A 20,298-nucleotide genomic window follows, 5' to 3' on the forward strand; every position below is an offset into this window, starting at 1 on the left:
CGGTCCGCAGCGAGCGATCCGTTGCGCCATGGCAATTCGCGATGCCATGCAGGCCCTCGGCATCCAGGTGCGCGCCGGTCTGCACACCGGCGAATGCGAGGTCCGCGGCGATGACATCGGCGGGATCGGTGTCCACATCGGCGCGCGCGTGAGTGCGCAGGCCGGGCCGAACGACGTACTGGTGTCTAGCACGCTGCGCGACTTGGTGATCGGGTCGGGACTCGAGTTCGAGGACCGCGGCGCCCACCAGCTCAAGGGGGTCCCGGGCGAGTGGCGTCTGTTCGCCGTTGCTTCGGCGTAAACCGTTGGCCGGCAATCAGAATGGCGGCGGTTCGTCGTCGCCGTCGGCGGGGGGTGCTTGGCCGAAGTACACGGCCTCGCGTTCTCGAAGTTTCGGTTGCCGGGCGTCGTGGTTTTGCCTGCGTTCGGTGGCGATCCGTGCGGCGCGATTTTGGGCGCGGGTGCGCGTGCGTCGGGGCATCATGGCGGTGCGCTCGGCGCAACCCTCGGGTTTGGGTGCGACGGGTGCAGGCGCGTTGCCGGTGGACGCGCATAGGGACGGAAACAGCAGCGCGCTGCCCGGGGTGGTGATGTAGGTATGTCCGTCAGGCAGCGTCCAAATCACGGTCCCATCCGGTAACTGTCGGTCGCGCCAGCCCCAAAACGTTTTCAAAAGGTGGTGTAGACGGCACAGCGCCTTGAGGTTCGAGGCGTGCGTAGCGCCGCCCTGGGCGTACGGGATCGTATGGTCGAGATCGCATTCGGTGGCCGGACGGTCACAGCCCGGGGCCCGGCACGTCAGATCGCGGTACCGCACAAAGTCCGCCAGCTTGACCGACGGGATGTAGCGGGATTCGGCGTCCGCCGGTGCGGTCAGCGGTACCAACCGTGCCGACTTGGCCAGCTCGGCCACCACCTCGGCCGGGATAAGACCCTCAACGCCGGGCAACACGGCCGGGGTGGACCCGCGACCCTCGAGGCTGGCTTGCTCGGCGACCACGTGGATCACCACGTTGCTCTTGAGCGCCACCGGGTCCGCAGCGCAGTCACCCCGCCCGCAGCCACACACCAGTCGCTGGGCACCGGCGGCCAACGCCCCCAACGCATCCGCGCGCCGCTGTGTGGCGGTCCGGGGATCGGAGGCGCACACGGTGGCCGCCAACGCATCAAGGCGGCGGTTCAAGGCCTGACCATCGGTGCCAAACACGCTGGCGCTCACATACGCCATTCCCGACTCGTTGGCCAGCACATCCACGTAGCGATCGCTGACTGCGTCCTTGGCGCGACGCACCGCGTCGGCATCGACCACGGCGACCACCCGGTCCACCGCGGCGGCTAAGCCGCCGCGGGTCAGCGAGAGGCGCCGCGACACCAGCGCCGCAACCTGCGCATCGACGCGGGCCAGCACCTCGGCATCCGTGACCAGGTCGGTGCGGAACACGATCGTCTGAAACGCCCGATAGTCGAGGTGGCCGGCCCGAAACGCCTTGCCGACCTCCGGCAGCCGATCCCGCATCGCCATCGCATAGCGCAAGTAGCTATGCCCCATCGCCACGCTGCATCCCAGCGCCGCACCCACCTGTGCGGCCACCGCATCCCACGCATCGGCCGACCAGTCCGCGCACTCCCCCGACTGCCGGCAGCGCAGGACCAGCAACTCACCGACCGCGACCAGCCGCTCGGCGGCCGCCTGCGCCTCCGCGCGCCCGGCCTCACGCGCCCGGTTCAGCAGCGCCGCCGACTCCGGCGTCTCCCGCGAGGCAGACCACCACTCGAACATAGGTTCGATTATGCCAGCGGGGTACGACAACGTCCGTCGCCCTGCTGCATCTACGCGACGATGTACAAAGTCATCACGTGACCACTAGCTAGCGCGACGGCAAGTCCGCCACGCAGCGAAACCCGATGTGCGTCGTCGCGGAGTCCTGTGACTGCGGTGACCGGGCGGCAGGACGGTAGCGGTGGCAGTACTCCGGCGCGCACAGGTGGCTGCCGCCCTTCAACGTCTGGTTGACGGACGGATCGGCGGGACCCGACGGAGCACAGCAGGATTTGGGCGGCTCGTCGAGCCGGTGATGCGCGCCGTACTCGGTGGCCGTCCACTCCCACACGTTGCCGATCATGTCGAGGAGTCCAAAGGCGTTGGGGGCGAACGTCCCAACGGGCGATGTTCCCACCCAGCCGAGCGCCCCCTCATTGCGGTACGGGAAGTCGCCCTGCCAGGTGTTGGCCATCAGTCGGCCATCGCTGGTGGCCTCGTCGCCCCACGAGTAGGTCCTTGTGGATCCGGCCCGGGCCGCATACTCCCACTCGGCCTCGGTCGGCAGCCGCCGGCCGGCCCAGCGCGCATAGGCCGCCGCGTCCGGATACGCCACCTGCACAACCGGATGGTCGTCGCGTTCCGCGACGTCGCTGCCGGGGCCGAACGGGTGGCGCCAGCTCGCTCCCGGCACCCACTGCCACCACTGTCGCCAGTCGCGTAGGTCGACCGGCCCGGGTGTCGGCCGGAAAACCATTGCGCCGGGGCACAAATCGTCTGGGTTCGCTCCCGGGTACAGCGCCGGGTCGATCGGCTGCTCGGCCACCGTCACATACCCGGTGGCGTCGACGAAGTCGGCGAACTGTGCGTTGGTCACCGGGTGTCGTTCCACCGCAATCCGACCCACCACCACGGTGTGGATCGGCGCCTCTTCGGGGTAGAAGCTGGTCGACCCCATGCGGAATGACCCGCCCGGCAGGTCAATCAGCTCGCTCAGCACCCCGCCAGGCTACGCCGTGAGCGTGGAGAGGGCCGTACGATGGGCCGTCGGCGCGATGTTTGCACGGCCGAACCCCTGCCGAACAATTAGCGCGCCGCCGCATCAGTCTCGTGAAAAGGCAAGCGCGATTTCGGCTTCCACGTCCACATAGGGCCGGCCGGACAGGTCAACGGTGACCGCAGTGATGGTGCCGCCGGTGAATGCGAACGGCGCCTTATAACGGCTGGACACTCCCGACCCCCCGTTGCGCCCGACCGTGATACCTGCACCGGCCAGCCCAAAGGTTCCGGGGTGGGTCGTCACCCCCGTCAGCGTGCCGACCACCTTGTCGTCGATGAAGAGCGTGACGTCACCCAGCGGCGTGTGACTGTTCTCGACCGTCCCGGTCCGCGAATAGCCGGCACCGAACAGATGTCTGCCCAGGGGCACGGCGTTCGACGACGAGACCTCCTGCTGGCGCTCGCCGAGGAAGTTGTACACGTAATGCAGTCGGCCGTCCTGGATGAAAAGCACATGCCCGCCGTGCGCGCCGCCCTGCTTGAACAGCACACCCTCGGCGCCGGTGGTATCGACGGTCACCTCGGCCAGCACAGAGAACGACCGGCCGCGGATTTCGGCGCCGGCACCGATGCCCACATCGGCGCAATCGGGATAGTAGATGTAGCTGTTCCGTTCGCTGACCAGATACGGCCGCGACCGCCCGAGCGTCTCCAGGATGTTCAGATCCGACAGCGGCAACCCGTTGTACTTGGCCGCCTCCGCGAACCAAAGTGCCTTGAGTTCTTCTAATTTGTCCGGGTTTTCGGCCGCGAGGTCGTGGCACTGGCTGCGGTCGGCCTCGATGTGGAACAGTTCCCAGCGGTCGGCGTCGAAATGCGACCAGCCGGCCGGGGTGGCCGCGTGTACGGTGTTGGCGAACCAGCCCTGGTGCCAGATCCCGCGCGTGCCCAGCATGGTGTAGAACTGGGTGCTCTTGCCAGTATCGGCGCCCGGATCGGCCAGGGCCGCTTTGAAACTCACGCCATCCAGCGGTTTCTGGGCAATGCCCTTGACGGTTTCCGGCGGCGTCATCCCCAGCAGCTCGTAGACGGTCGGGGTGATGTCGCAGACGTTGACGTAGTTGTCGCGAACTTCCCCGTGCGCGGCAATGCCGTTGGGCCACGAGATGATTGCCGTGTCGGCGATGCCACCCTCATGGGAGGCGTAGCGCTTGTACAGCTTGTAGGGCGTGTTGAACGCCATCGCCCATCCGATCGGGTAATGGTTGTAGGTCTTTGGGCCGCCGAGGTGTTCGTACAGCTTCATGCTTTCTTCGACGGTGTCGATGTAGCCGTTGAAGAACTTGCCCTCGTTGACCGACCCGTTCGGTCCGCCCTCACCGCTGGCGCCATTATCGGAAATGACCACGATGATGGTGTTGTCCAGCTGGCCCGACTCCTCGAGATAGTCCAAAACCCGGCCGATCTGGGCGTCGGTGTAGCTCAGGAACCCGGCGAACACCTCGGCCATCCGGGAGAACAGCCGCTTCTCTTCATCATTCAGCGAATCCCAGGGGCGCACCGTGTCCTGCAGCGGCCAGGGCTCACCGCCCGGCCCCTTCACGTCCAGATACGGGTTGATCGGGGACAATTCGGTGTCGGCCGGCACGATGCCCAGTGACTTCTGCCGCTCCAGCACCACCTCGCGGTAGCGCTCGTAGCCCATGTCGAACTTGCCGGCGTACTTGTCGGCCCATTCGGAGAAGACGTGGTGCGGCGCGTGTCCTGCGCCGGGGCACACGTAGGAGAACCAAGGTTTGTCCGGCGCAATCACTTTGGCGTCGCGGATGAATTCGATCGTCTTGTCTGCGATGTCCTTCGACAGGTGGTAGCCGTCCTCCGGGGTGCCGGGCGCAGTCACCGGGTGGTTGTCGTAGACCAGGTCCGGATACCACTGATCGGTCTCCCCGCCCATGAACCCGTAGAACCGCTCGAAGCCGCGCGAGGTCGGCCAGTGCCGCTTCGTCGAGGCGAGGTTCGATTCCTCGAGGGGCGTCAGGTGCCACTTGCCCACGCAGTAGGTGTTGTATCCCCGTTCGGCGAGAGCCTCGGAGAGCAGGGCGGTTTCGAACGGGATGCGACCGTTGGAGTTGGGAAAGCCCTCGGTGAACTCCTCGATGGTGGCCATGCCGACGGTCGTGGCGTTGCGGCCGGTGAGCAACGACGCCCGGGTCGGCGAACACAGCGCGGTGGTGTGGAATTGCGAGAGCCTGATGCCACGCTCGGCGATGCGCGACATGGCGGGCATTTCGACCAAGCCGCCGAAGCAGTCCCAGGTCGCGATGCCCGTGTCATCCCACACCAGGTACAGGACGTTGGGCGCGTTCTCGGGTGCGGTCGGTGCGGCGTAGGGCCCCCAGTCGGGTTCGGAATCCCGGATGTCGAGCTCGATCTTGCCTGTGAACGACTGCCCCGACCCAGCCACCATCGTCAGCCTCGCTCTCGTAACGGACTTGCCGAACGTGCGTGCAGACTACACCCGAGACCGGGCGTTTAGGTGCTGGTACCGAAAGGGCTTACTTCGCCTTTTCCAGAATTTCGACGAGCCGCCAACGTTTGGTCGCCGACGTCGGGCGGGTCTCCATCAACGAGACGCGGTCGCCGATACCGGCGGTGCTGTTCTCGTCGTGCGCCTTGACCTTGGTGGTGGTCCGGATGATCTTGCCGTACAGCGAGTGACGCACGCGGTCTTCGAGCTCGACGACGATGGTCTTCTGCATCTTGTCGCTCACCACGTAGCCGATGCGCACCTTGCGGCGGCCCCGCACCTTCGGGTTGGCCGGAGTGTTCTTGGGGCCCTTGTCCTTCGACGCGGCCTCGGTTGCGGCCTTTCTAGGGGCGGCCTTTTTGGCGGCAGCCTTCTTGGGGGCAGCCTTCTTGGCTTCTGCCATCACGATTCCTTACCGTCGGGACCCTCGGGTCCACTAGCCAAGCCCAGTTCTCGTTCGCGCAGCACGGTGTAGACGCGCGCGATCTCCTGACGCACCGTGCGGAGCCGGCGGTTGTTGGTGAGCTGTCCGGTCGCCATCTGGAAGCGCAGGTTGAACAGCTCTTCCTTGGATTCGCGCAACCGCTCGGTCAGCTCCTCTTCGGTGAGCTCACGCAGTTCACCAGGCGAAGTTCCCACTGCCATCAGAACCGATCCTCTCGAGTCACGATGCGTGCCTTGATCGGCAACTTGTGGATTGCGCGGGTCAGCGCTGCCCGGGCGGTCTGCTCGTTGGGGTAGCTGAGCTCGAACAGCACCCGGCCCGGCTTCACGTTGACCACCCACCACTCCGGCGAACCCTTACCCGAACCCATCCGGGTTTCGGCGGGCTTCTTGGTCAGCGGCACGTCGGGGAAGACGTTGATCCACACCTTGCCGCCACGCTTGATGTGCCGGTTGATGGCGATACGAGCGGACTCGATCTGCCGGTTGGTGACGTAGGCGTGCTCTAGAGCCTGGATGCCGTAATCACCGAAGTTCACCGCCGTTCCGCCACTGGCGATACCGCGCTGACGGGGATGGTGTTGCTTGCGATGTTTAACCCTGCGGGGAATCAACATGATTCAGCTCTCCGTGCTCTGTGGTTCTGCAGCGGGTGCCGACTGGGTCGCGGCGGCCGCACCCTCGTCGGCGCTCGCGGCGGCGCGGCCGGCCTCGGTGCCGGTGGCGGTGGTGCCCGACGCGCCGCTGCGGCGCGGCCGGGTGCCCGACGGACGCTCGCGGCGCGACCGCTCGGCGCCCGCCGGAGCGGCGGCGGCCAATTCGCGCTTCCCGCCGACGATGTCGCCCTTATAGATCCACACCTTCACGCCGATCCGGCCGAACGTGGTCTTCGCTTCGTACAGGCCGTAGTCGATGTCGGCGCGCAGCGTGTGCAGCGGCACCCGGCCCTCCCGGTAGAACTCCGAGCGGCTCATCTCGGCACCACCGAGACGGCCGGAGCACTGCACCCGGATCCCTTTGACGTTGGGCTGACGCATCGCGGACTGGATGGCCTTGCGCATCGCACGGCGGAACGCCACGCGGTTGCTCAGCTGCTCGGCCACGCCCTGGGCCACCAACTGCGCCTGGGACTCCGGGTTTCGGACCTCGAGGATGTTGAGCTGCACCTGCTTGCCGGTCAGCTTCTCCAGGTCGGCACGGATCCGGTCGGCCTCGGTGCCGCGACGGCCGATGACGATGCCGGGACGCGCGGTGTGGATGTCCACCCGGACCCGGTCGCGGGTGCGCTCGATCTCCACGTCGGCGATCCCGGCCCGCTCCAGGCCGGTCGAGAGCAGCCGCCGGATCGCGACGTCTTCCTTGACATAGTCCGAGTACTGCTTGTCGGCGTACCAGCGTGACTTCCAGTCGGTGGTGATGCCCAGCCGGAAGCCGTGCGGATTGATCTTCTGGCCCACTAGTCTGAGCCTCCCTTCGCGTCAGAGGTCTCAGACGACTTGGCCTCGGCTTTCGGTGCGGCCTTCTTCGCGGGCGCTTTGGTGGCGGCCTTCTTGGCCGGTGCCTTATTGGCCGGCGCTTTCTTGGCGGGTGCCTTCTTGGCGGGTGCCTTCGCGGCGGCCTTGCTCGCCTCGGCACGGCGGGCCCGGGTCGACTTCGCCGACCCCTGGTCCTTGCCCGGCCGGCTTTCCACCACCACGGTGATGTGGCTGGTGCGCTTGCGAATACGGAAGGCGCGGCCCTGGGCGCGCGGGCGAATGCGCTTGGCGGTGGGCCCCTCGTCGGCGTAGACGGTGGCGACCACCAGGGTGGACGGGTCCAGCCCATTGTTGTTCTGCGCGTTGGCCGCGGCGCTGGCGATCACCTTGGCCACCGGCTCACTCGCGGCCTGCGGCGCCCAGCGCAAGATGTCCAGCGCGTCGGTCACCGAGCGGCCGCGCACCAGGTCGATCACCCGGCGCGCCTTTCTCGGCGACACCCGCACGAACCGCGCTTTGGCCACCGCCGATGGGAATTCCGTTGTGGTCATCGCCGTTTGGCCTTCCGGTCGTCCTTGATGTGTCCCTTGAAGGTGCGGGTGGGCGCGAATTCACCAAGCTTGTGACCGACCATCGACTCGGTGACGAACACCGGGACGTGCTTGCGTCCGTCGTGGACGGCGAAGGTGTGGCCGATGAAGTCAGGAATGATCGTCGAACGTCGCGACCATGTCTTGATCACCTGTTTGGTGTTCTTCTCGTTCTGCACGTCCACCTTCTTGAGCAGGTGGCCATCGACGAACGGGCCCTTCTTCAGGCTGCGTGGCATGTGCTACTCCTGACTTCCTAGCGACCGTGCTTCTTGCCGGTGCGCCGGCGTCGGACAATGAGCTTGTTACTGGCCTTGTTCGGGTGGCGGGTGCGGCCCTCGGGCTTGCCCCACGGGCTCACCGGGTGGCGACCACCCGAGGTCTTACCCTCACCACCACCGTGCGGGTGGTCCACCGGGTTCATGACCACGCCACGGACCGAAGGGCGCTTGCCCTTCCACCGCATCCGGCCGGCCTTGCCCCAGTTGATGTTCGCCTGCTCGGCATTGCCGACCTCGCCGACCGTGGCGCGGCAGCGCACGTCGACGCGGCGGATCTCACCACTGGGCATCCGCAGCGACGCGTAGGTGCCCTCCTTACCGAGCAGCTGGATGCTCGACCCGGCCGACCGTGCCAGCTTGGCGCCACCGCCAGGTCGCAGTTCCACGGCGTGGATCACGGTACCGGCCGGGATGTTGCGCAACGGCAGGTTGTTGCCCGGCTTGATGTCCGCGTTCGGCCCGCACTCCACCACGTCGCCCTGCGAAAGACCTTGCGGCGCAATGATGTAGCGCTTCTCGCCATCCAGGAAATGCAGCAGCGCGATGTTGGCGGTCCGGTTGGGGTCGTACTCGATGTGCGCGACCTTGGCGTTGACGCCGTCTTTGTCGTTGCGACGGAAGTCGATCACGCGGTAGGCGCGCTTGTGGCCGCCGCCCTTGTGGCGGGTGGTGATGCGGCCGTGCGCGTTCCGACCGCCGTGGCCGTGCAGCGGGCGCACCAGTGACTTCTCCGGGGTGGAGCGAGTGACCTCGGAGAAATCTGACACACTCGAGCCGCGACGGCCGGGGCTCGTCGGCTTGTACTTACGAATTGCCATGTCTAATCAGGTTTCCTCTCGCGGCGGCTCGGTTGGATTGCCCAACTCCTCCTCATCGCTTCGCTCTGCATCGTCGTCCGGCTAGGCCGGTGCCCCGAACAGATCGATCGGTTTGCTACCCGGCGCCAGCGTGACGATGGCCCGCTTGGTGCCCTTGCGCTTGCCGAATCCGGTCCTGGTGCGCTTCCGCTTACCTTGCCGATTCGCGGTGTTCACCGACGCGACCTTGACGGAGAAGATCTTCTCGACCGCGATCTTGATCTGCGTCTTGTTCGAGTCGGGGTGCACCACAAACGTGTACACGTTGTCGTCGAGCAACGAATAGGACTTCTCCGAGATGACCGGGCCCAGAATGATGTCGCGGGGGTCAGTGATGGTCGCCATCTACGCCGATACCTCCACATCGTTGTCGGCGGCACCGCCGGTGGCCCCGGCGATGTAGGCATTGAGCGCCTCCACGCTGAACACCACGTCGTCGGAGCGCAGCACGTCATAGGTGTTGAGCTGGTCGGGGGCCAGGACGTGCACACCCGGCAGGTTGCGCACGCTCTTGGCGCCGGCCTCGTCGCTGCGCCCGATCACAACCAGCACCTGCTTGCGGTCGGTCAGCGTGCCCAGGAAGGCCCTCGCGTTCTTGGTGGACGGCGTTTGACCCGAGACCAACTCGGTGATCGCGTGGATGCGGCCGTTGCGCGCCCGGTCGGACAATGCGCCGCGCAACGCCGCGGCGATCATCTTCTTGGGGGTGCGCTGGCTGTAGTCGCGGGGCTTGGGGCCGTGCACGATGCCACCCCCGGTGAACTGCGGAGCGCGCGTCGAACCCTGTCGGGCCCGGCCGGTTCCCTTCTGCCGGTACGGCTTACGGCCACCGCCGCGGACGTCGCCGCGCGTCTTGGTCGAGTGCGTGCCCTGGCGCGCCGCCGCCCGCTGCGCGGTGACGACCTGGTGCATCAGCGCGATATTGGCCGGAGCGTCGAACAATTCGGCCGGCAGCTCGATCGAGCCCTCGACCTTGCCGGCCGGCGTCTTGACGTCGATCTTGAGCTTCTTGGAGCCTTCTGCCATCACTTCTCACCTCGTTTGACCGCGCTGCGGACAACGACGAGTCCACCGGTGCGGCCCGGGACCGCGCCCTTGATCAGCAGCACGCCGTTCTCGGTATCGACCTTGTGCACCAACAGGTTCTGGACGGTCACGCGGTCGCTACCCATCCGGCCCGACATCCGGGTGCCCTTGAACACCCGGGCGGGGGTGGCGCAACCGCCGATGGAACCCGGACGGCGGTGCACCGCCTGGGCACCGTGACTGGCGCCCTGACCACGGAAGCCGTGGCGCTTCATGGTGCCGGCGAAGCCCTTGCCCTTCGAGGTGCCGGTGACGTCGACGTAGGCGCCGTCGGCGAAGATCTCCGCCGTCAGCTCCTGGCCGACCTCGTAATCCGCGGCCGCCTCGGGGTTCTCCAACCGCAGCTCGGCCAGAAACCGGCGCGGGTTCACGCCCGCGGCGGCGTACTGACCGGTCACCGGCTTGTTGACCTTGCGGGGACTGATCTCGCCGTAGGCCAGCTGCACGGCGCTGTAGCCGTCGCGCTCGGGGGTACGAATCCGGGTCACCACATTCGGGCCGGCCTTGACGACCGTCACCGGCACAACCCTGTTGTTCTCGTCGAACACCTGCGTCATGCCCAGCTTGGTACCCAGAATGCCTTTTCTTGCCATGAGTCTGGATCTCCTACTGGATGTTGACGTCGACACTGGCCGGAAGGTCGATGCGCATCAGCGCGTCGACGGTCTTCGGCGTCGGGTCGAGGATGTCGATCAGCCGCTTGTGGGTGCGCATCTCGAAATGCTCCCGCGAGTCCTTGTACTTGTGCGGAGAGCGGATGACGCAATACACGTTCTTCTCGGTCGGCAGCGGCACCGGACCTACAACACTGGCACCCGTGCGGACGACGGTCTCGACGATCTTGCGCGCCGACGCGTCAATAGCCTCATGGTCGTAGGCCTTAAGCCTGATGCGGATCTTCTGTCCCGCCACGCTTCTCCTACCCTCGCTCCTGTTGAGGCCCGGGTATCCGGGCTCAAATGTCCTCAGTGCCACCGGCGCGCCGATCGGGCCGGCCAACTCTGGGCCGATCGAGCGTTGCGCCGGATATTGCGCCGCTGTTTACCTGTCGTGGTCCACCGGCCCCCGCGGTCGGGCGTGTCACCCTCACGCAGCCTCATCCGCGATCGAAATTCGTCGCTCTCAAAGGATGGGACCGGACGCGCCCGTTTGGACGCTGGTCGTATGCCCGACCAGGCGCGAACCCGGCTCAAGGCAACCTGAACAGTATGCCTTAGATCGTGGCCCGAACAAAATTCGGCCGCGATCTCGGGCCGAATCTGCCGCACCCGACCCGAGGGCGGTAGCACCGGGCGGTAAACCAGCTGGTCAGAGGGCTTGAGGCGGCGGGCGGTGGGACGCTTAGGCCCCAGCCGATTCGATGTCGGCCGTGCCCGCCCCGCCGCACTGCACATGTAAGAAGCCGTCCACGGCCGCCAGGGCGCACTGCCGGTAGTCGAAGTCGGGCAGCGTGGACAGGCGGCCGAGCACCAGCGGGCCGATGAGCAGGGCGATCGCCCGCGACCGGTCCACCTCTCCCAGCTGGGCGGCGGCCTCCGGACTGTCGAAAATGGCGTCGAAGGGCTCCGCGTACTGCTGGGCGATGCGCTCGCGCAGGGTGGTGATCGCCGCGCTGTCGGCGTTGGGGCTGTGCCGTGGCTCGGGCAGACCCTCCAAATCGCGTCCCAGCGCGAGCCAGGACATGGCGGTCATGAGCGTAGGAGCCTGGGCCACGGATTCGGCCTGGGCCAGCACCACGGCGACCAGGCGCTCGCGCAGCGAACCCTGCGCCGGCGGGGTGGGCGATGCTGGGATCAAGCTGTTGAAAGCGGCTGCCAGTAAGTCGTTTCCGCTCGGGAAGTGGCGATACAGGGTTGCCCTGGCTACGTTGGCGGTGCGGGTGACGGCGTCGACCGTCACCGCGCTGGGACCCCCGGCACGCAACAGCGTGACAGCGGCGTCCAGCAGCCTGGCCCGCGACCTCGCGGGGCGCGGGTCGGACGTCCCGGCCGTAATTGTGACCCACCTCCTGTTTGAGAACGAGACTATCGGTCTACCTACAAGACTATTGGTCTCGAAACGCCGCACGCTCCAAGGAGGCGCATCGCATGGTCGAAACCCTGGTCCGGTCTGACCAGCGTACTGACGCGCTCGGGGTCGGCGACAGCTTCCGGGCCCGAAACTGGACGCTGGCCGTCGCCTGCATGGCGGTAGCCCTGGTGGTGGCGTCGATGACCGCGCTCAACACCACGCTCGGCGACCTCGCGGTGGCCACCTCGGCCACCGCATCGCAGCTGAACTGGGTGGTCGACGGATACACCGTCGCATTGGCCTGTCTGCTGCTGCCGGCCGGCGCGATAGGTGACCGCTACGGCCGGCGCGGTGCGCTGCTGGCCGGGCTGCTGGTGTTCTCGATCGGCTCGATGGCACCCGCGCTGCTGCACAGTCCGTCTCAGATCATCGCCGGCAGGGCGGTGGCTGGGATCGGCGCCGCATTCGTCATGCCCGCCACGCTGTCGCTGCTGACGGTGGCCTATCCAAAAGACGACCGCACCAAAGCCGTTGGCATCTGGGCCGGGACGGCCGGTTCCGGCGGCGTCCTGGGCATGCTCGGTTCTGGTCTGTTGCTTCGCTTTTGGGACTGGCACGCCATCTTCTGGTCGCTGGGCATCGCCGGCCTGGCGATTCTCGCGCTGGCCTGCACCGTCGCCAAGTCCCGCGACGCGGGCGCTCCCCGGATCGATGCGCTTGGCGCGATCCTGATCGGCGCGGCGGTCGCCATCGCCGTGGCCGCCATCCTGGAAGCGCCCGGCCGCGGCTGGAGCGACCCGGTGGTGTGGGGCGGACTCGTCGTCGGCGCGGTGATTGCAGCGGGATTCGGCGCCCTCGAGCTGCGCATGGCGTGGCGCGGCAGGCAACCACTGCTGGATGTGCGGTTGTTCGCCGACCCCAATTTCGCCACGGGGGTGACCGCGATCGTCATCCTGTTCGGCGCCACCTTCGGGTTCTTTTACATCGGGATGCAGTACGTGCAGCAGATCATGGGCTACTCCGCGCTCGCGACCGCGATCGCCTTCGGGCCGTTCATGGTGCCGCTGGGCATCTTCTCGGCCCTGTCGTTCTGGTATGTGCCCAAGCTGGGGCTGCGGTTGGTGTTGTTCGTCGGCACATCGCTGATGGCGGTTGGATTCGGGTGCATGCACGGGCTGGACCTACATTCGACGTATTTCGAATTCGCCTGGCCCACACTGATTCTCGCCACAGGTATTGGAATATGCACGGCACCAACCACTTCGGCGATCATGGGTGCCGTTGCCGACGAGAAGCAGGGCGTCGCCTCGGCCGTGAACGACACATCACGGGAAATGGGCGGCGCATTGGGCATCGCCGTGGCCGGATCCATCCTGGCCGGCCGCTACTCGCACGAGCTTGGGCCAATGCTGGCGGGCTTTCCCGCACCGGTGCGCGCTCAGGCCACCGACTCGCTGGCCAAGGCCGTGGAGATCGCCGGCCGGCTCGGGCCCCAGGGGCGGCAGCTGGCCGACATCAGTAAGTCCGCGTTCCTGGCCGCGTTGCACGCCTCCACCATCACGATGGCCACGATCGTCGCGGTCGCCGCCGTGGCGATCGGGGTGTGGGCTCCCGGCCGCGACGGTCGCCAGCTACGCCCGGTGCGGCGCCTGCTCGCGCGTCACTGAACGAACTCCGCGGCCCGGTGCCCGATCATCACAATCGTGGCGTGCGGGCCGCGGCTGGTGATGGCGGGGAGGATCGAGCCGTCGATCACCCACAGGTTGTCGATGCCGAACACCCGGCACCGGGGGTCCACGACGGCATGCGGGTCGCCGTCGGCGCCCATCGGTGCGGTACCGCAAAGATGTTGCGAGGTCGACCAGACCACGGCCGCGGCATCGATAGTGCCGCCGGACAATTCGCGGGCCAACTCGCTTCCCCTGCGCAGCGCCGCGACGTCGTCGGGCTCGCTGTCGTAGCGGTGTTCGATTCGCGGCGCCACGTCGGGATCGGCCGAGACCAGCGTCATGCGCCCGCGCGCCCGCGGCTGCATCAGTGCGACCCCGATATGTGGCCAGTCGGCATGCCCGGCGGTGCCGTCGCCGGTCATCGCCACGAATCCGCCCGTGTACGGCCTGATCTCGAGGTCGTCGGCCGTGCTGAGCACCACCTCGAGCACCGGCCGTCCGGGCGCCACCGTCCAATCGGTGGGCAACACCCACTCGGCATGATCGCTGAACGACGTCCCCACGGGCAGCGCCACCACCACCGGAACCCCGGCGCCGGTCAGCATCGGTTCATCACCGATGCCCGAGGCCATGAGGAGGTGCGCCGTTTCAATCGACCCGGCGCACAACACCACCCGGTCGGCGGTCAAGGTCATCCGCCCGTGTGGACCGATCGCGTCGACGCCCACCGCAACGGTGCCGGCGAAACGCAACCGGACCGCCCGGGTCCGTGCACGCAGGTTGAGATTCGGCCGGCTCAGCGCCGGGATCAAATATCCCGCGCCGGAGCCCCGCCGCACACCATCGACGATATTGAGTGGGACCGCTCCGATTCCCGAAACCTGGTCTGGCGCAGCATCATTGAGGTCTGCTATCCAGCCGAACCCGGCGCGCTCGGCGGCGGCGATGAATCGCTCTGTGGTGCCGGTCATTTCGTGCGTGCGGCGCACCTGGATGGGACCGCTGTCGCCGTGGGCGGGGCCATCGAAGTCCAGGTCGGTCTCGATGGCGCGGAAGCTGTCCAGGACCTCGGACCACCCCCAGCCCTCGACGGCGATACGATCGAAGTCGTGCGGCAACCCGCGGCAGAAGTAGCCGCCGTTGACCGCGCCAGATCCGCCTACCGTGGCCCCGCGCACCAGGGGATGCTGGCGAGCGGGCTGCTCGGTGAGGCGGGTTTGGTAGCGTCGGACCAGCGGGCTTTTGACGCCGATCGGCAACTGCAAACCGTTGGCAGTCTGGGCCAGCAGTACCGGGTCGTCGAGCGCCGGACCCGCCTCGAGGACCGTCACCGTGCACCGCGGATCGGTGGAGAGACGTTCCGCAACAACCGATCCTGCACTGCCGGCGCCGACGATCAGCACATCGCTGTGCGAGGCGGCTGTGGTCAAGGCGGTGGTTAAGTCCGGATTTGGGGTTTCAGGGCGCGCGCGTTGCGCTCCCGTAGCACACCCCACCACAACCCGAGCCCATACGCCAGGTCGTCGACGCGTTTGAGCACCAGGTAGGTCGGCAGTCCGATCGGTTCCACATCGTCACCGATGGCGTCGCGGCGGCGAAGCCAGTCGACCACCCCGTCCATGACGGCCGCGACCACAACGACCCGCCTGAAGTGACGCGACATGGCCGCGGCCACCAACGCCAGCGGCCAGTAGTGCCGGCACAGCGCCGACGCCAGCTGCAGCGCAGCCGACCACAGGCCTCGGCCCGCAATCGTCGCGACATCGGCCATCGAGGTCTCGGCGCTGCGCATCGCCCGCGCGATCCGGTGACCGGTCAGCACGGCGAAGACGATGGACACCAGCCGCGACAGGGTGGACCCGAACGCCATCAGGATCCACGTCATCAGTGCCCAGCCGGAAATCACCACCGGCGCCGTCTTGTCCGGGTGGCGTACGGATAACGGGGCCGCCGAGCCGCCGTAAAACGCTTTGCGCGCAAGCCAATCCCGTAACTCGGTGCGGTGGTCGTGAGCGACCAGCGCGATCGGCTCGTAGCGCAGCCGTGCGCCCGCCTCGATGAGCCGCCAGCACAGATCGACGTCCTCACCGGACTGCAGGGTCTCGTCGAACCCGCCGACCCCCCGGATCGCCGAGCACCGGCAGATGATCGCGGCGCTGGGCACGTAGGACACCGTGCTGTGCGGCAATACCGGCGCCTCGCGCTCGCCGAGGTCGAGCGAGGAGTGCACCGCCTCGTAGCGCGCCACCGCGTTCTCGCTGTGCGACAGGCCGACGATGCGGGGCGCGACCAGGCCGACCGTGGGATCGCAGAAATGACCGAGCAGGGCCTCCAGCCAGCCCCGGCGCGGTGCGACGTCGGAATCCAGGAAGGCGACGAAGTCCGTCCGGCAGGCCCGCAGACCGGTGTTGCGGGCCGCCGCCGGGCCCCTGCTGCGGTGGTGGCGCAGCACCTCGATGTCACAGTGCGCGCCGACGAAGTCCTGCGGTTCGACCGGCGGCAGCGAGCCGTCGTCCACCACGACGACGCGCAGGCCACGCAGTGAGCTGACCAGGCGGCGCACACCAGAAAGGTTGTCCCGCACCGGAATTACCACTGTCACGTCGTGGTGCGACGGACCACCCGCTGGCCGCGGATGCGCCACCGTGGCGTCCAGCAGGGTGCGGGCGAGTTGGGCGCTGAGGTCGTCGCGCACCTTCAGCCGGCCGTCCGAGAGCATGTCCTGGGCGGCGGGGGCCAACTTGAGCAGCCGGGTCGGCGAACCGCCGAGCAGCGCCGAGCCGTCGCCGAGCACCCGCACGCGGCGGTCGACCTGAACGGCGAACCCGTCCGGCAACCGGGGCGCGGTCATGTCAGCATCCCGTCGGGCCCGGGCCGCCACCGGATGATCCGGCGGATACACCCGTGCACCATCTCGGTGAAGATCCGCTTGCCCTCGGCGGCGGTGGCCGTGGTCGGGTCGCCCAGCACGCCGACCGGGCTGACCGCCGCGACTCCCCCGCGCCGCATCGGCCCGAGCAGCTCGGGCAGTGGTGCGGTGTTGCCGGCCACCCACCGATCGCTGCGCACCTCGGCCGGCGAGATGTGCAGCAACAGTGATGTTTCGGTATGGCCGGCGTGGGCGTCCCCGCCGGCGGACAGGCAGGGGCACCAGCCGGCGTCGCGGCCCTCGGCGCGCAACTTGGCCACCGCCGCGCGGCACGCCGCGGTGTTGCCGCCGTGACCATTGACGAAGACCAGGCGACGGGCCCAGCCGGCCGCCGACCTGCCGTACTCGACCAGCAGCAGCGTCAGCGCCTCGGTGCCCAGCGAGATCGTTCCGGCGAAACTTTGGTGCTCGCCGCTGGCGCCATAGGCGATGGGCGGCGCCACCAGCCACTCGTGGCCGAGGCGCGGCGCAGCGTCGCCGGCGACCGCCGTCGCGATCCGGGTGTCGGTGTCCAGGGGCAGGTGCGGACCGTGTTGTTCGGTCGACCCCAGCGGAACCAATACCGACGCCGACATGCTTGATAGCTGGCTCGACGTCGCGGTTCCCAAGTCGCCGAGTACGGACACTCGGTGATGGTAGGACGAATTCACCTGGCGTGCACCAATTGTTGAGGCTTGAAAATAACTTTTTTTCTCCGGCCATTCACCGGGCGTTCGAATCGTTGGCTCGTCCGTCACGGTTACCCCGCCCGTACCACGATTTGCGCAGCCGTCACTTAATCCGGATTTATCCGCCCGGGATGGCCAGGCTTTCGCTACGCGCCGCCCGGGGCCACGCCCAGCGCCCGGGCGAAGCCGGGCGGCACCAGAATGTGGTCGGGTCCGAGATCGCGCACCGAGGACAGCCCGAGGCCCATTAGCGCCGAGTCGATACCGCCGCGCAAGATGTCGAGGACGTTCTCCACACCCGGCTGGCCGGCCGCGGCCAGCCCCCACAGGTAGGCGCGGCCGATCATCACCGCACGCGCTCCCAGCGCCACGGCCTTGACGACGTCGCTGCCGCGCCGGACACCGCCGTCGAGCAGCACCTCGATCTGATCGCCGACGGCTGCGGCCACCGCGGGCAGGGCGCGGATCGAGGCCGGCGTGCCGTCCAGATTGTTGCCGCCGTGGTTCGACACCGAAATGGCCGAAACCCCGGCATCCACCGCCTTTTTCGCATCATCGACGCGCATGACCCCCTTGAGCATGAACGGCCCGCCCCACAGTTCGCGCAGCCAGGCGATGTCCTCCCAGGTCGGCGGCGGGGTGCCCATCCACTCCCCGTACGCCTGAAAGAAAGGCGGGCCGGGCTCGCCCCGGCGGCCCTGGTTGGGCACCCGCAGCTCCGGTGGCCGCATGGTCTTCGCCCATTGCAGGAACCAGCGCGGCTTGGTGATGACCTCCGGGCTCATCTTGACGATGGTCTTGAAGTTCATCTTCTCCGGGATCGCCGGGCTGCCCCAGTCCCGGCCGTGCGAGAAGCTCCAGTCGGTGGTGACGATCAGCCCCACCGCCCCGGCCGCGCGGGCGCGCTCGACCCGCGCGGCGATCGCGTCGCGGTCACCCAGCCAGTACACCTGGAAGAACAGCTTGGGGTTCGCCGCGATGACCTCTTCGATCGGCTTGCTGGCGAACGAAGACAGCCCCATGGCGGTGCCGCGGGCGGCGGCGGCCCGCGCCACGGCGACCTCACCATCGGGGTGCACCGCCTGTACGCCCGTCGGTGAGATCAGCACCGGCAACGAAATGTCTTGTCCCATGACACTGGTCGACAAATCACGCTTCTCCTGCGCACCGATGACGTGCGGCGCGAACCCGAGCTCGCTGAACGCTGCCACGTTGTCGGAGACCGTGACTCCCTTTTCGCTGGCCGAAATCAGCGACGAATAGGCAGATTTCGGCAGCCGGCGCTTGGCGCGTTGCTGCGCGATGGCGACGGTTTCAAACCATGCGTCCGCCATGGTTACACCGGGCTTTCGTTACACATGCGGGCCGGCGGCGCGGCGGGCGTGACCGCCGGCGGTCGCAGCGACAACGTGAGCGGCACCGGTTGGCGGATGCGCTTGCCGCGGGAGTGATCGGCCCGGGGGCGCGGCGCCTCGCGGTCATGCGCCAGCGCCGTCACGCTGTGGCCCTGGACGCATTCGGGGTCCGGTCCATCCAGCGGCAGGCCGGTGAAGAATTTGGCGGCCATGCATCCACCGCGGCAGCTGTCGTAGTGCCCGCAACTGCCGCAGGCGCCCGCCGACTGGGGTTCGCGCAGCTCGCGGAACAGCGGGGCGTTTTTCCAGACGTTGGAGAAACCGCTGTCCGACAACACGTTTCCGGCCAGAAAGCGGTCGTGGATGGCGAACGGGCAGGCGTAGACGTCCCCGACTGGGTCGATCAGGCACACGACGCGACCCGCGCCGCACATGTTCAGGCCCGCCAGGGCGCCGGATTGGCCGAGCGGGGCCAGGTGGAAGAAAGAGTCGCCGGTGAGCACCCGCTCACCCTTGGCGACCAGCCAGTCATACAGCTGGACCTGCTGGTCGGCGGTGGGGTGCAGCTCTTCCCAGACATCGGCGCCACGCCCCGATGGGCGGAGCCGGGTGATCCGCAGCGTGGCGCCGTAACGGCTTGCCAGGGCTGCGAATTCGTCGAGCTGGTCGACGTTGTGCCGGGTGACGACCACCGAGATCTTGGCGTCGGAGAAACCGGCGCCGGCAAGGTTTTCCAGCGCGCGTATCGCCATGTCGAACGAGCCGGGTCCGCGGACGGCGTCGTTGACCTCGGCGGTGGCGCCGTCCAGCGAGATCTGGACGTCGACGTAGTCGCTGGCCGCCAGCCGCGCGGCGACCTCGGGTGTGATCCGGACGCCGTTGGTGGAGAACTTCACGCCGACGTGATGTTCGGTGGCATAGTCGACCAGTTCCCAAAAGTCGGGACGCACAGTGGGTTCCCCGCCACCGATGTTGACATAGAACACCTGCATGCGTTCCAGCTCATCGATGATGTCCATGCATTGGCGGGTGGACAGTTCTCGCGGATCCCGCTTGCCCGATGACGACAGGCAGTGCACGCAGGCCAGGTTGCAGGCGTACGTCAGCTCCCAGGTGAGGCAGATGGGCGCGTCCAGCCCGTGCTCGAACTGCTCGATCAGCCGCGGCACGGGCGACTGCGATGGTGCGGTCATTGATGGTCCTCCCGGGGCACCAGCATGTTGGACTCGACGAGCACACCCAGCGCATGCAGATACGGCGCCTGCGCCGCGTCGTCCACCCCCGCCGCGCGGCAGGCGGCCCGGATGTCGGCATGGTCGGCCAGCGACTGCACCACGTCAAGGATCGTGCGGTTCTTCAGAAACGACAGCTTGCGGGTACCGAAGTGGTAGAGCAGCGCGCCGAACGGTTCCGGCCGAACCGCCACCTGCGGGTGCAATCGCCAGCCGCGATCAGGATCGAACGAGGTTACCGTCCGTGCCTGCGCGGGCGCGGCCACGGTCAGTAGACCCCGCACATGCCGTCGATGGACACTTCTTCGACCAGGGTCTCGTTCACGAGTGCAGGGTCGGTTTCGGTCTCGTGGTCCACGGGGCTTGCCTTTCGTCCGGTCTTGACAACGATGGGGTCTGAGTCACACTCGGCGCCA

General features: G+C 67.6%; 24 protein-coding genes. 2 read left to right on the forward strand and 22 right to left on the reverse strand.

Translation table 11 applies throughout. The features are described from left to right. Positions 1-301 (forward strand): adenylate/guanylate cyclase domain-containing protein (locus A5686_RS16815; protein ID WP_197520606.1); only part of this gene is annotated, 301 nt, incomplete at its 5' end. A 15-nt stretch (positions 302-316) separates the two neighbouring features. Here A5686_RS16815 and A5686_RS16820 read toward each other — a convergent pair. The 15 genes from A5686_RS16820 to A5686_RS16890 form a co-directional block, all read right to left on the reverse strand. After that, a complete protein-coding gene (locus A5686_RS16820; protein WP_067936504.1) occupies positions 317-1,780 on the reverse strand; it encodes an HNH endonuclease signature motif containing protein in 1,464 nt (487 codons plus the stop codon). An 88-nt stretch (positions 1,781-1,868) separates the two neighbouring features. Beyond that, on the reverse strand, positions 1,869-2,759 hold the full coding sequence (locus A5686_RS16825) for a formylglycine-generating enzyme family protein (RefSeq protein ID WP_067936506.1): 891 nt from the start codon (positions 2,757-2,759) through the stop codon (positions 1,869-1,871). A 102-nt stretch (positions 2,760-2,861) separates the two neighbouring features. Beyond that, positions 2,862-5,225: an arylsulfatase gene (locus A5686_RS16830; RefSeq protein ID WP_067936509.1), complete on the reverse strand. Its 2,364-nt coding sequence runs from the start codon at positions 5,223-5,225 to the stop codon at positions 2,862-2,864. Between the two features lie 88 nt (positions 5,226-5,313). Continuing rightward, entirely contained in the window at positions 5,314-5,691 is a 378-nt protein-coding gene (rpsQ, locus tag A5686_RS16835) for a 30S ribosomal protein S17 (protein ID WP_156750113.1), read from the reverse strand. Continuing rightward, a complete protein-coding gene (gene rpmC / locus A5686_RS16840) occupies positions 5,688-5,930 on the reverse strand; it encodes a 50S ribosomal protein L29 (RefSeq protein ID WP_067936512.1) in 243 nt (80 codons plus the stop codon). The genes rpsQ and rpmC overlap by 4 nt, the downstream gene beginning before the upstream one ends. Continuing rightward, positions 5,930-6,346, reverse strand: a complete 417-nt coding sequence (gene rplP, locus A5686_RS16845; protein WP_067936515.1) for a 50S ribosomal protein L16 — start codon at positions 6,344-6,346, stop codon at positions 5,930-5,932. Before rplP ends, rpmC begins: the two co-directional genes overlap by 1 nt. A 3-nt stretch (positions 6,347-6,349) precedes the next feature. Next, a complete protein-coding gene (rpsC, locus tag A5686_RS16850) occupies positions 6,350-7,186 on the reverse strand; it encodes a 30S ribosomal protein S3 (protein WP_067936517.1) in 837 nt (278 codons plus the stop codon). Further along, positions 7,186-7,755 carry a 50S ribosomal protein L22 gene (rplV, locus tag A5686_RS16855; protein WP_067936520.1) on the reverse strand — a complete coding sequence of 190 codons (570 nt, stop codon included), beginning with the start codon at positions 7,753-7,755 and terminating at the stop codon, positions 7,186-7,188. The genes rpsC and rplV overlap by 1 nt, the downstream gene beginning before the upstream one ends. Continuing rightward, complete coding sequence (gene rpsS / locus A5686_RS16860; RefSeq protein WP_066951921.1) at positions 7,752-8,033, reverse strand: 30S ribosomal protein S19; 282 nt, start codon at positions 8,031-8,033, stop codon at positions 7,752-7,754. Before rpsS ends, rplV begins: the two co-directional genes overlap by 4 nt. A gap of 17 nt (positions 8,034-8,050) precedes the next feature. Continuing rightward, complete coding sequence (rplB, locus tag A5686_RS16865; RefSeq protein WP_007773586.1) at positions 8,051-8,893, reverse strand: 50S ribosomal protein L2; 843 nt, start codon at positions 8,891-8,893, stop codon at positions 8,051-8,053. Between the two features lie 81 nt (positions 8,894-8,974). After that, positions 8,975-9,277, reverse strand: coding sequence for a 50S ribosomal protein L23 (gene rplW / locus A5686_RS16870; protein WP_067936522.1), 303 nt, complete (start codon positions 9,275-9,277; stop codon positions 8,975-8,977). Then, complete coding sequence (gene rplD / locus A5686_RS16875; protein ID WP_156750114.1) at positions 9,278-9,961, reverse strand: 50S ribosomal protein L4; 684 nt, start codon at positions 9,959-9,961, stop codon at positions 9,278-9,280. Continuing rightward, positions 9,958-10,611: a 50S ribosomal protein L3 gene (gene rplC, locus A5686_RS16880; RefSeq protein WP_067350602.1), complete on the reverse strand. Its 654-nt coding sequence runs from the start codon at positions 10,609-10,611 to the stop codon at positions 9,958-9,960. Before rplC ends, rplD begins: the two co-directional genes overlap by 4 nt. Positions 10,612-10,624: 13 nt before the next feature. Further along, positions 10,625-10,930, reverse strand: coding sequence for a 30S ribosomal protein S10 (gene rpsJ, locus A5686_RS16885; RefSeq protein ID WP_003873519.1), 306 nt, complete (start codon positions 10,928-10,930; stop codon positions 10,625-10,627). A gap of 429 nt (positions 10,931-11,359) precedes the next feature. Then, positions 11,360-11,962 carry a TetR/AcrR family transcriptional regulator gene (locus A5686_RS16890; RefSeq protein WP_197520608.1) on the reverse strand — a complete coding sequence of 201 codons (603 nt, stop codon included), beginning with the start codon at positions 11,960-11,962 and terminating at the stop codon, positions 11,360-11,362. A gap of 143 nt (positions 11,963-12,105) precedes the next feature. Here A5686_RS16890 and A5686_RS16895 point away from each other — a divergent pair, with 143 nt between their 5' ends. Beyond that, complete coding sequence (locus A5686_RS16895) at positions 12,106-13,695, forward strand: MFS transporter (protein WP_067936528.1); 1,590 nt, start codon at positions 12,106-12,108, stop codon at positions 13,693-13,695. On the opposite strand, the gene mftG is transcribed toward A5686_RS16895, so the two are convergent. From mftG to mftA, 7 genes are all read right to left on the reverse strand, one after another. Next, the gene (gene mftG / locus A5686_RS16900; protein WP_067936529.1) at positions 13,689-15,128 is read right to left on the reverse strand and encodes a mycofactocin system GMC family oxidoreductase MftG; all 1,440 of its coding nucleotides are present in this window, start codon (positions 15,126-15,128) and stop codon (positions 13,689-13,691) included. The genes A5686_RS16895 and mftG overlap by 7 nt on opposite strands. 8 nt (positions 15,129-15,136) lie before the next feature. Then, positions 15,137-16,549, reverse strand: coding sequence for a mycofactocin biosynthesis glycosyltransferase MftF (gene mftF / locus A5686_RS16905; protein WP_067936532.1), 1,413 nt, complete (start codon positions 16,547-16,549; stop codon positions 15,137-15,139). Beyond that, positions 16,546-17,277, reverse strand: a complete 732-nt coding sequence (gene mftE, locus A5686_RS16910) for a mycofactocin biosynthesis peptidyl-dipeptidase MftE (protein WP_067936535.1) — start codon at positions 17,275-17,277, stop codon at positions 16,546-16,548. The genes mftF and mftE overlap by 4 nt, the downstream gene beginning before the upstream one ends. A gap of 164 nt (positions 17,278-17,441) precedes the next feature. Next, a complete protein-coding gene (mftD, locus tag A5686_RS16915) occupies positions 17,442-18,629 on the reverse strand; it encodes a pre-mycofactocin synthase MftD (protein WP_067936538.1) in 1,188 nt (395 codons plus the stop codon). Between the two features lie 2 nt (positions 18,630-18,631). Beyond that, a complete protein-coding gene (mftC, locus tag A5686_RS16920; RefSeq protein WP_067936540.1) occupies positions 18,632-19,843 on the reverse strand; it encodes a mycofactocin radical SAM maturase in 1,212 nt (403 codons plus the stop codon). Continuing rightward, a complete protein-coding gene (gene mftB, locus A5686_RS16925; RefSeq protein ID WP_197520607.1) occupies positions 19,840-20,166 on the reverse strand; it encodes a mycofactocin biosynthesis chaperone MftB in 327 nt (108 codons plus the stop codon). The genes mftC and mftB overlap by 4 nt, the downstream gene beginning before the upstream one ends. Then, positions 20,151-20,240 (reverse strand): mycofactocin precursor MftA, encoded by a 90-nt coding sequence (gene mftA, locus A5686_RS16930; protein WP_067936546.1) that lies wholly within the window; start codon positions 20,238-20,240, stop codon positions 20,151-20,153. Before mftA ends, mftB begins: the two co-directional genes overlap by 16 nt. Between the last annotated feature and the right edge of the window lie 58 nt (positions 20,241-20,298).

Source organism: Mycobacterium sp. E2479 (assembly GCF_001667925.1).
Taxonomy (GTDB): Bacteria; Actinomycetota; Actinomycetes; order Mycobacteriales; family Mycobacteriaceae; genus Mycobacterium.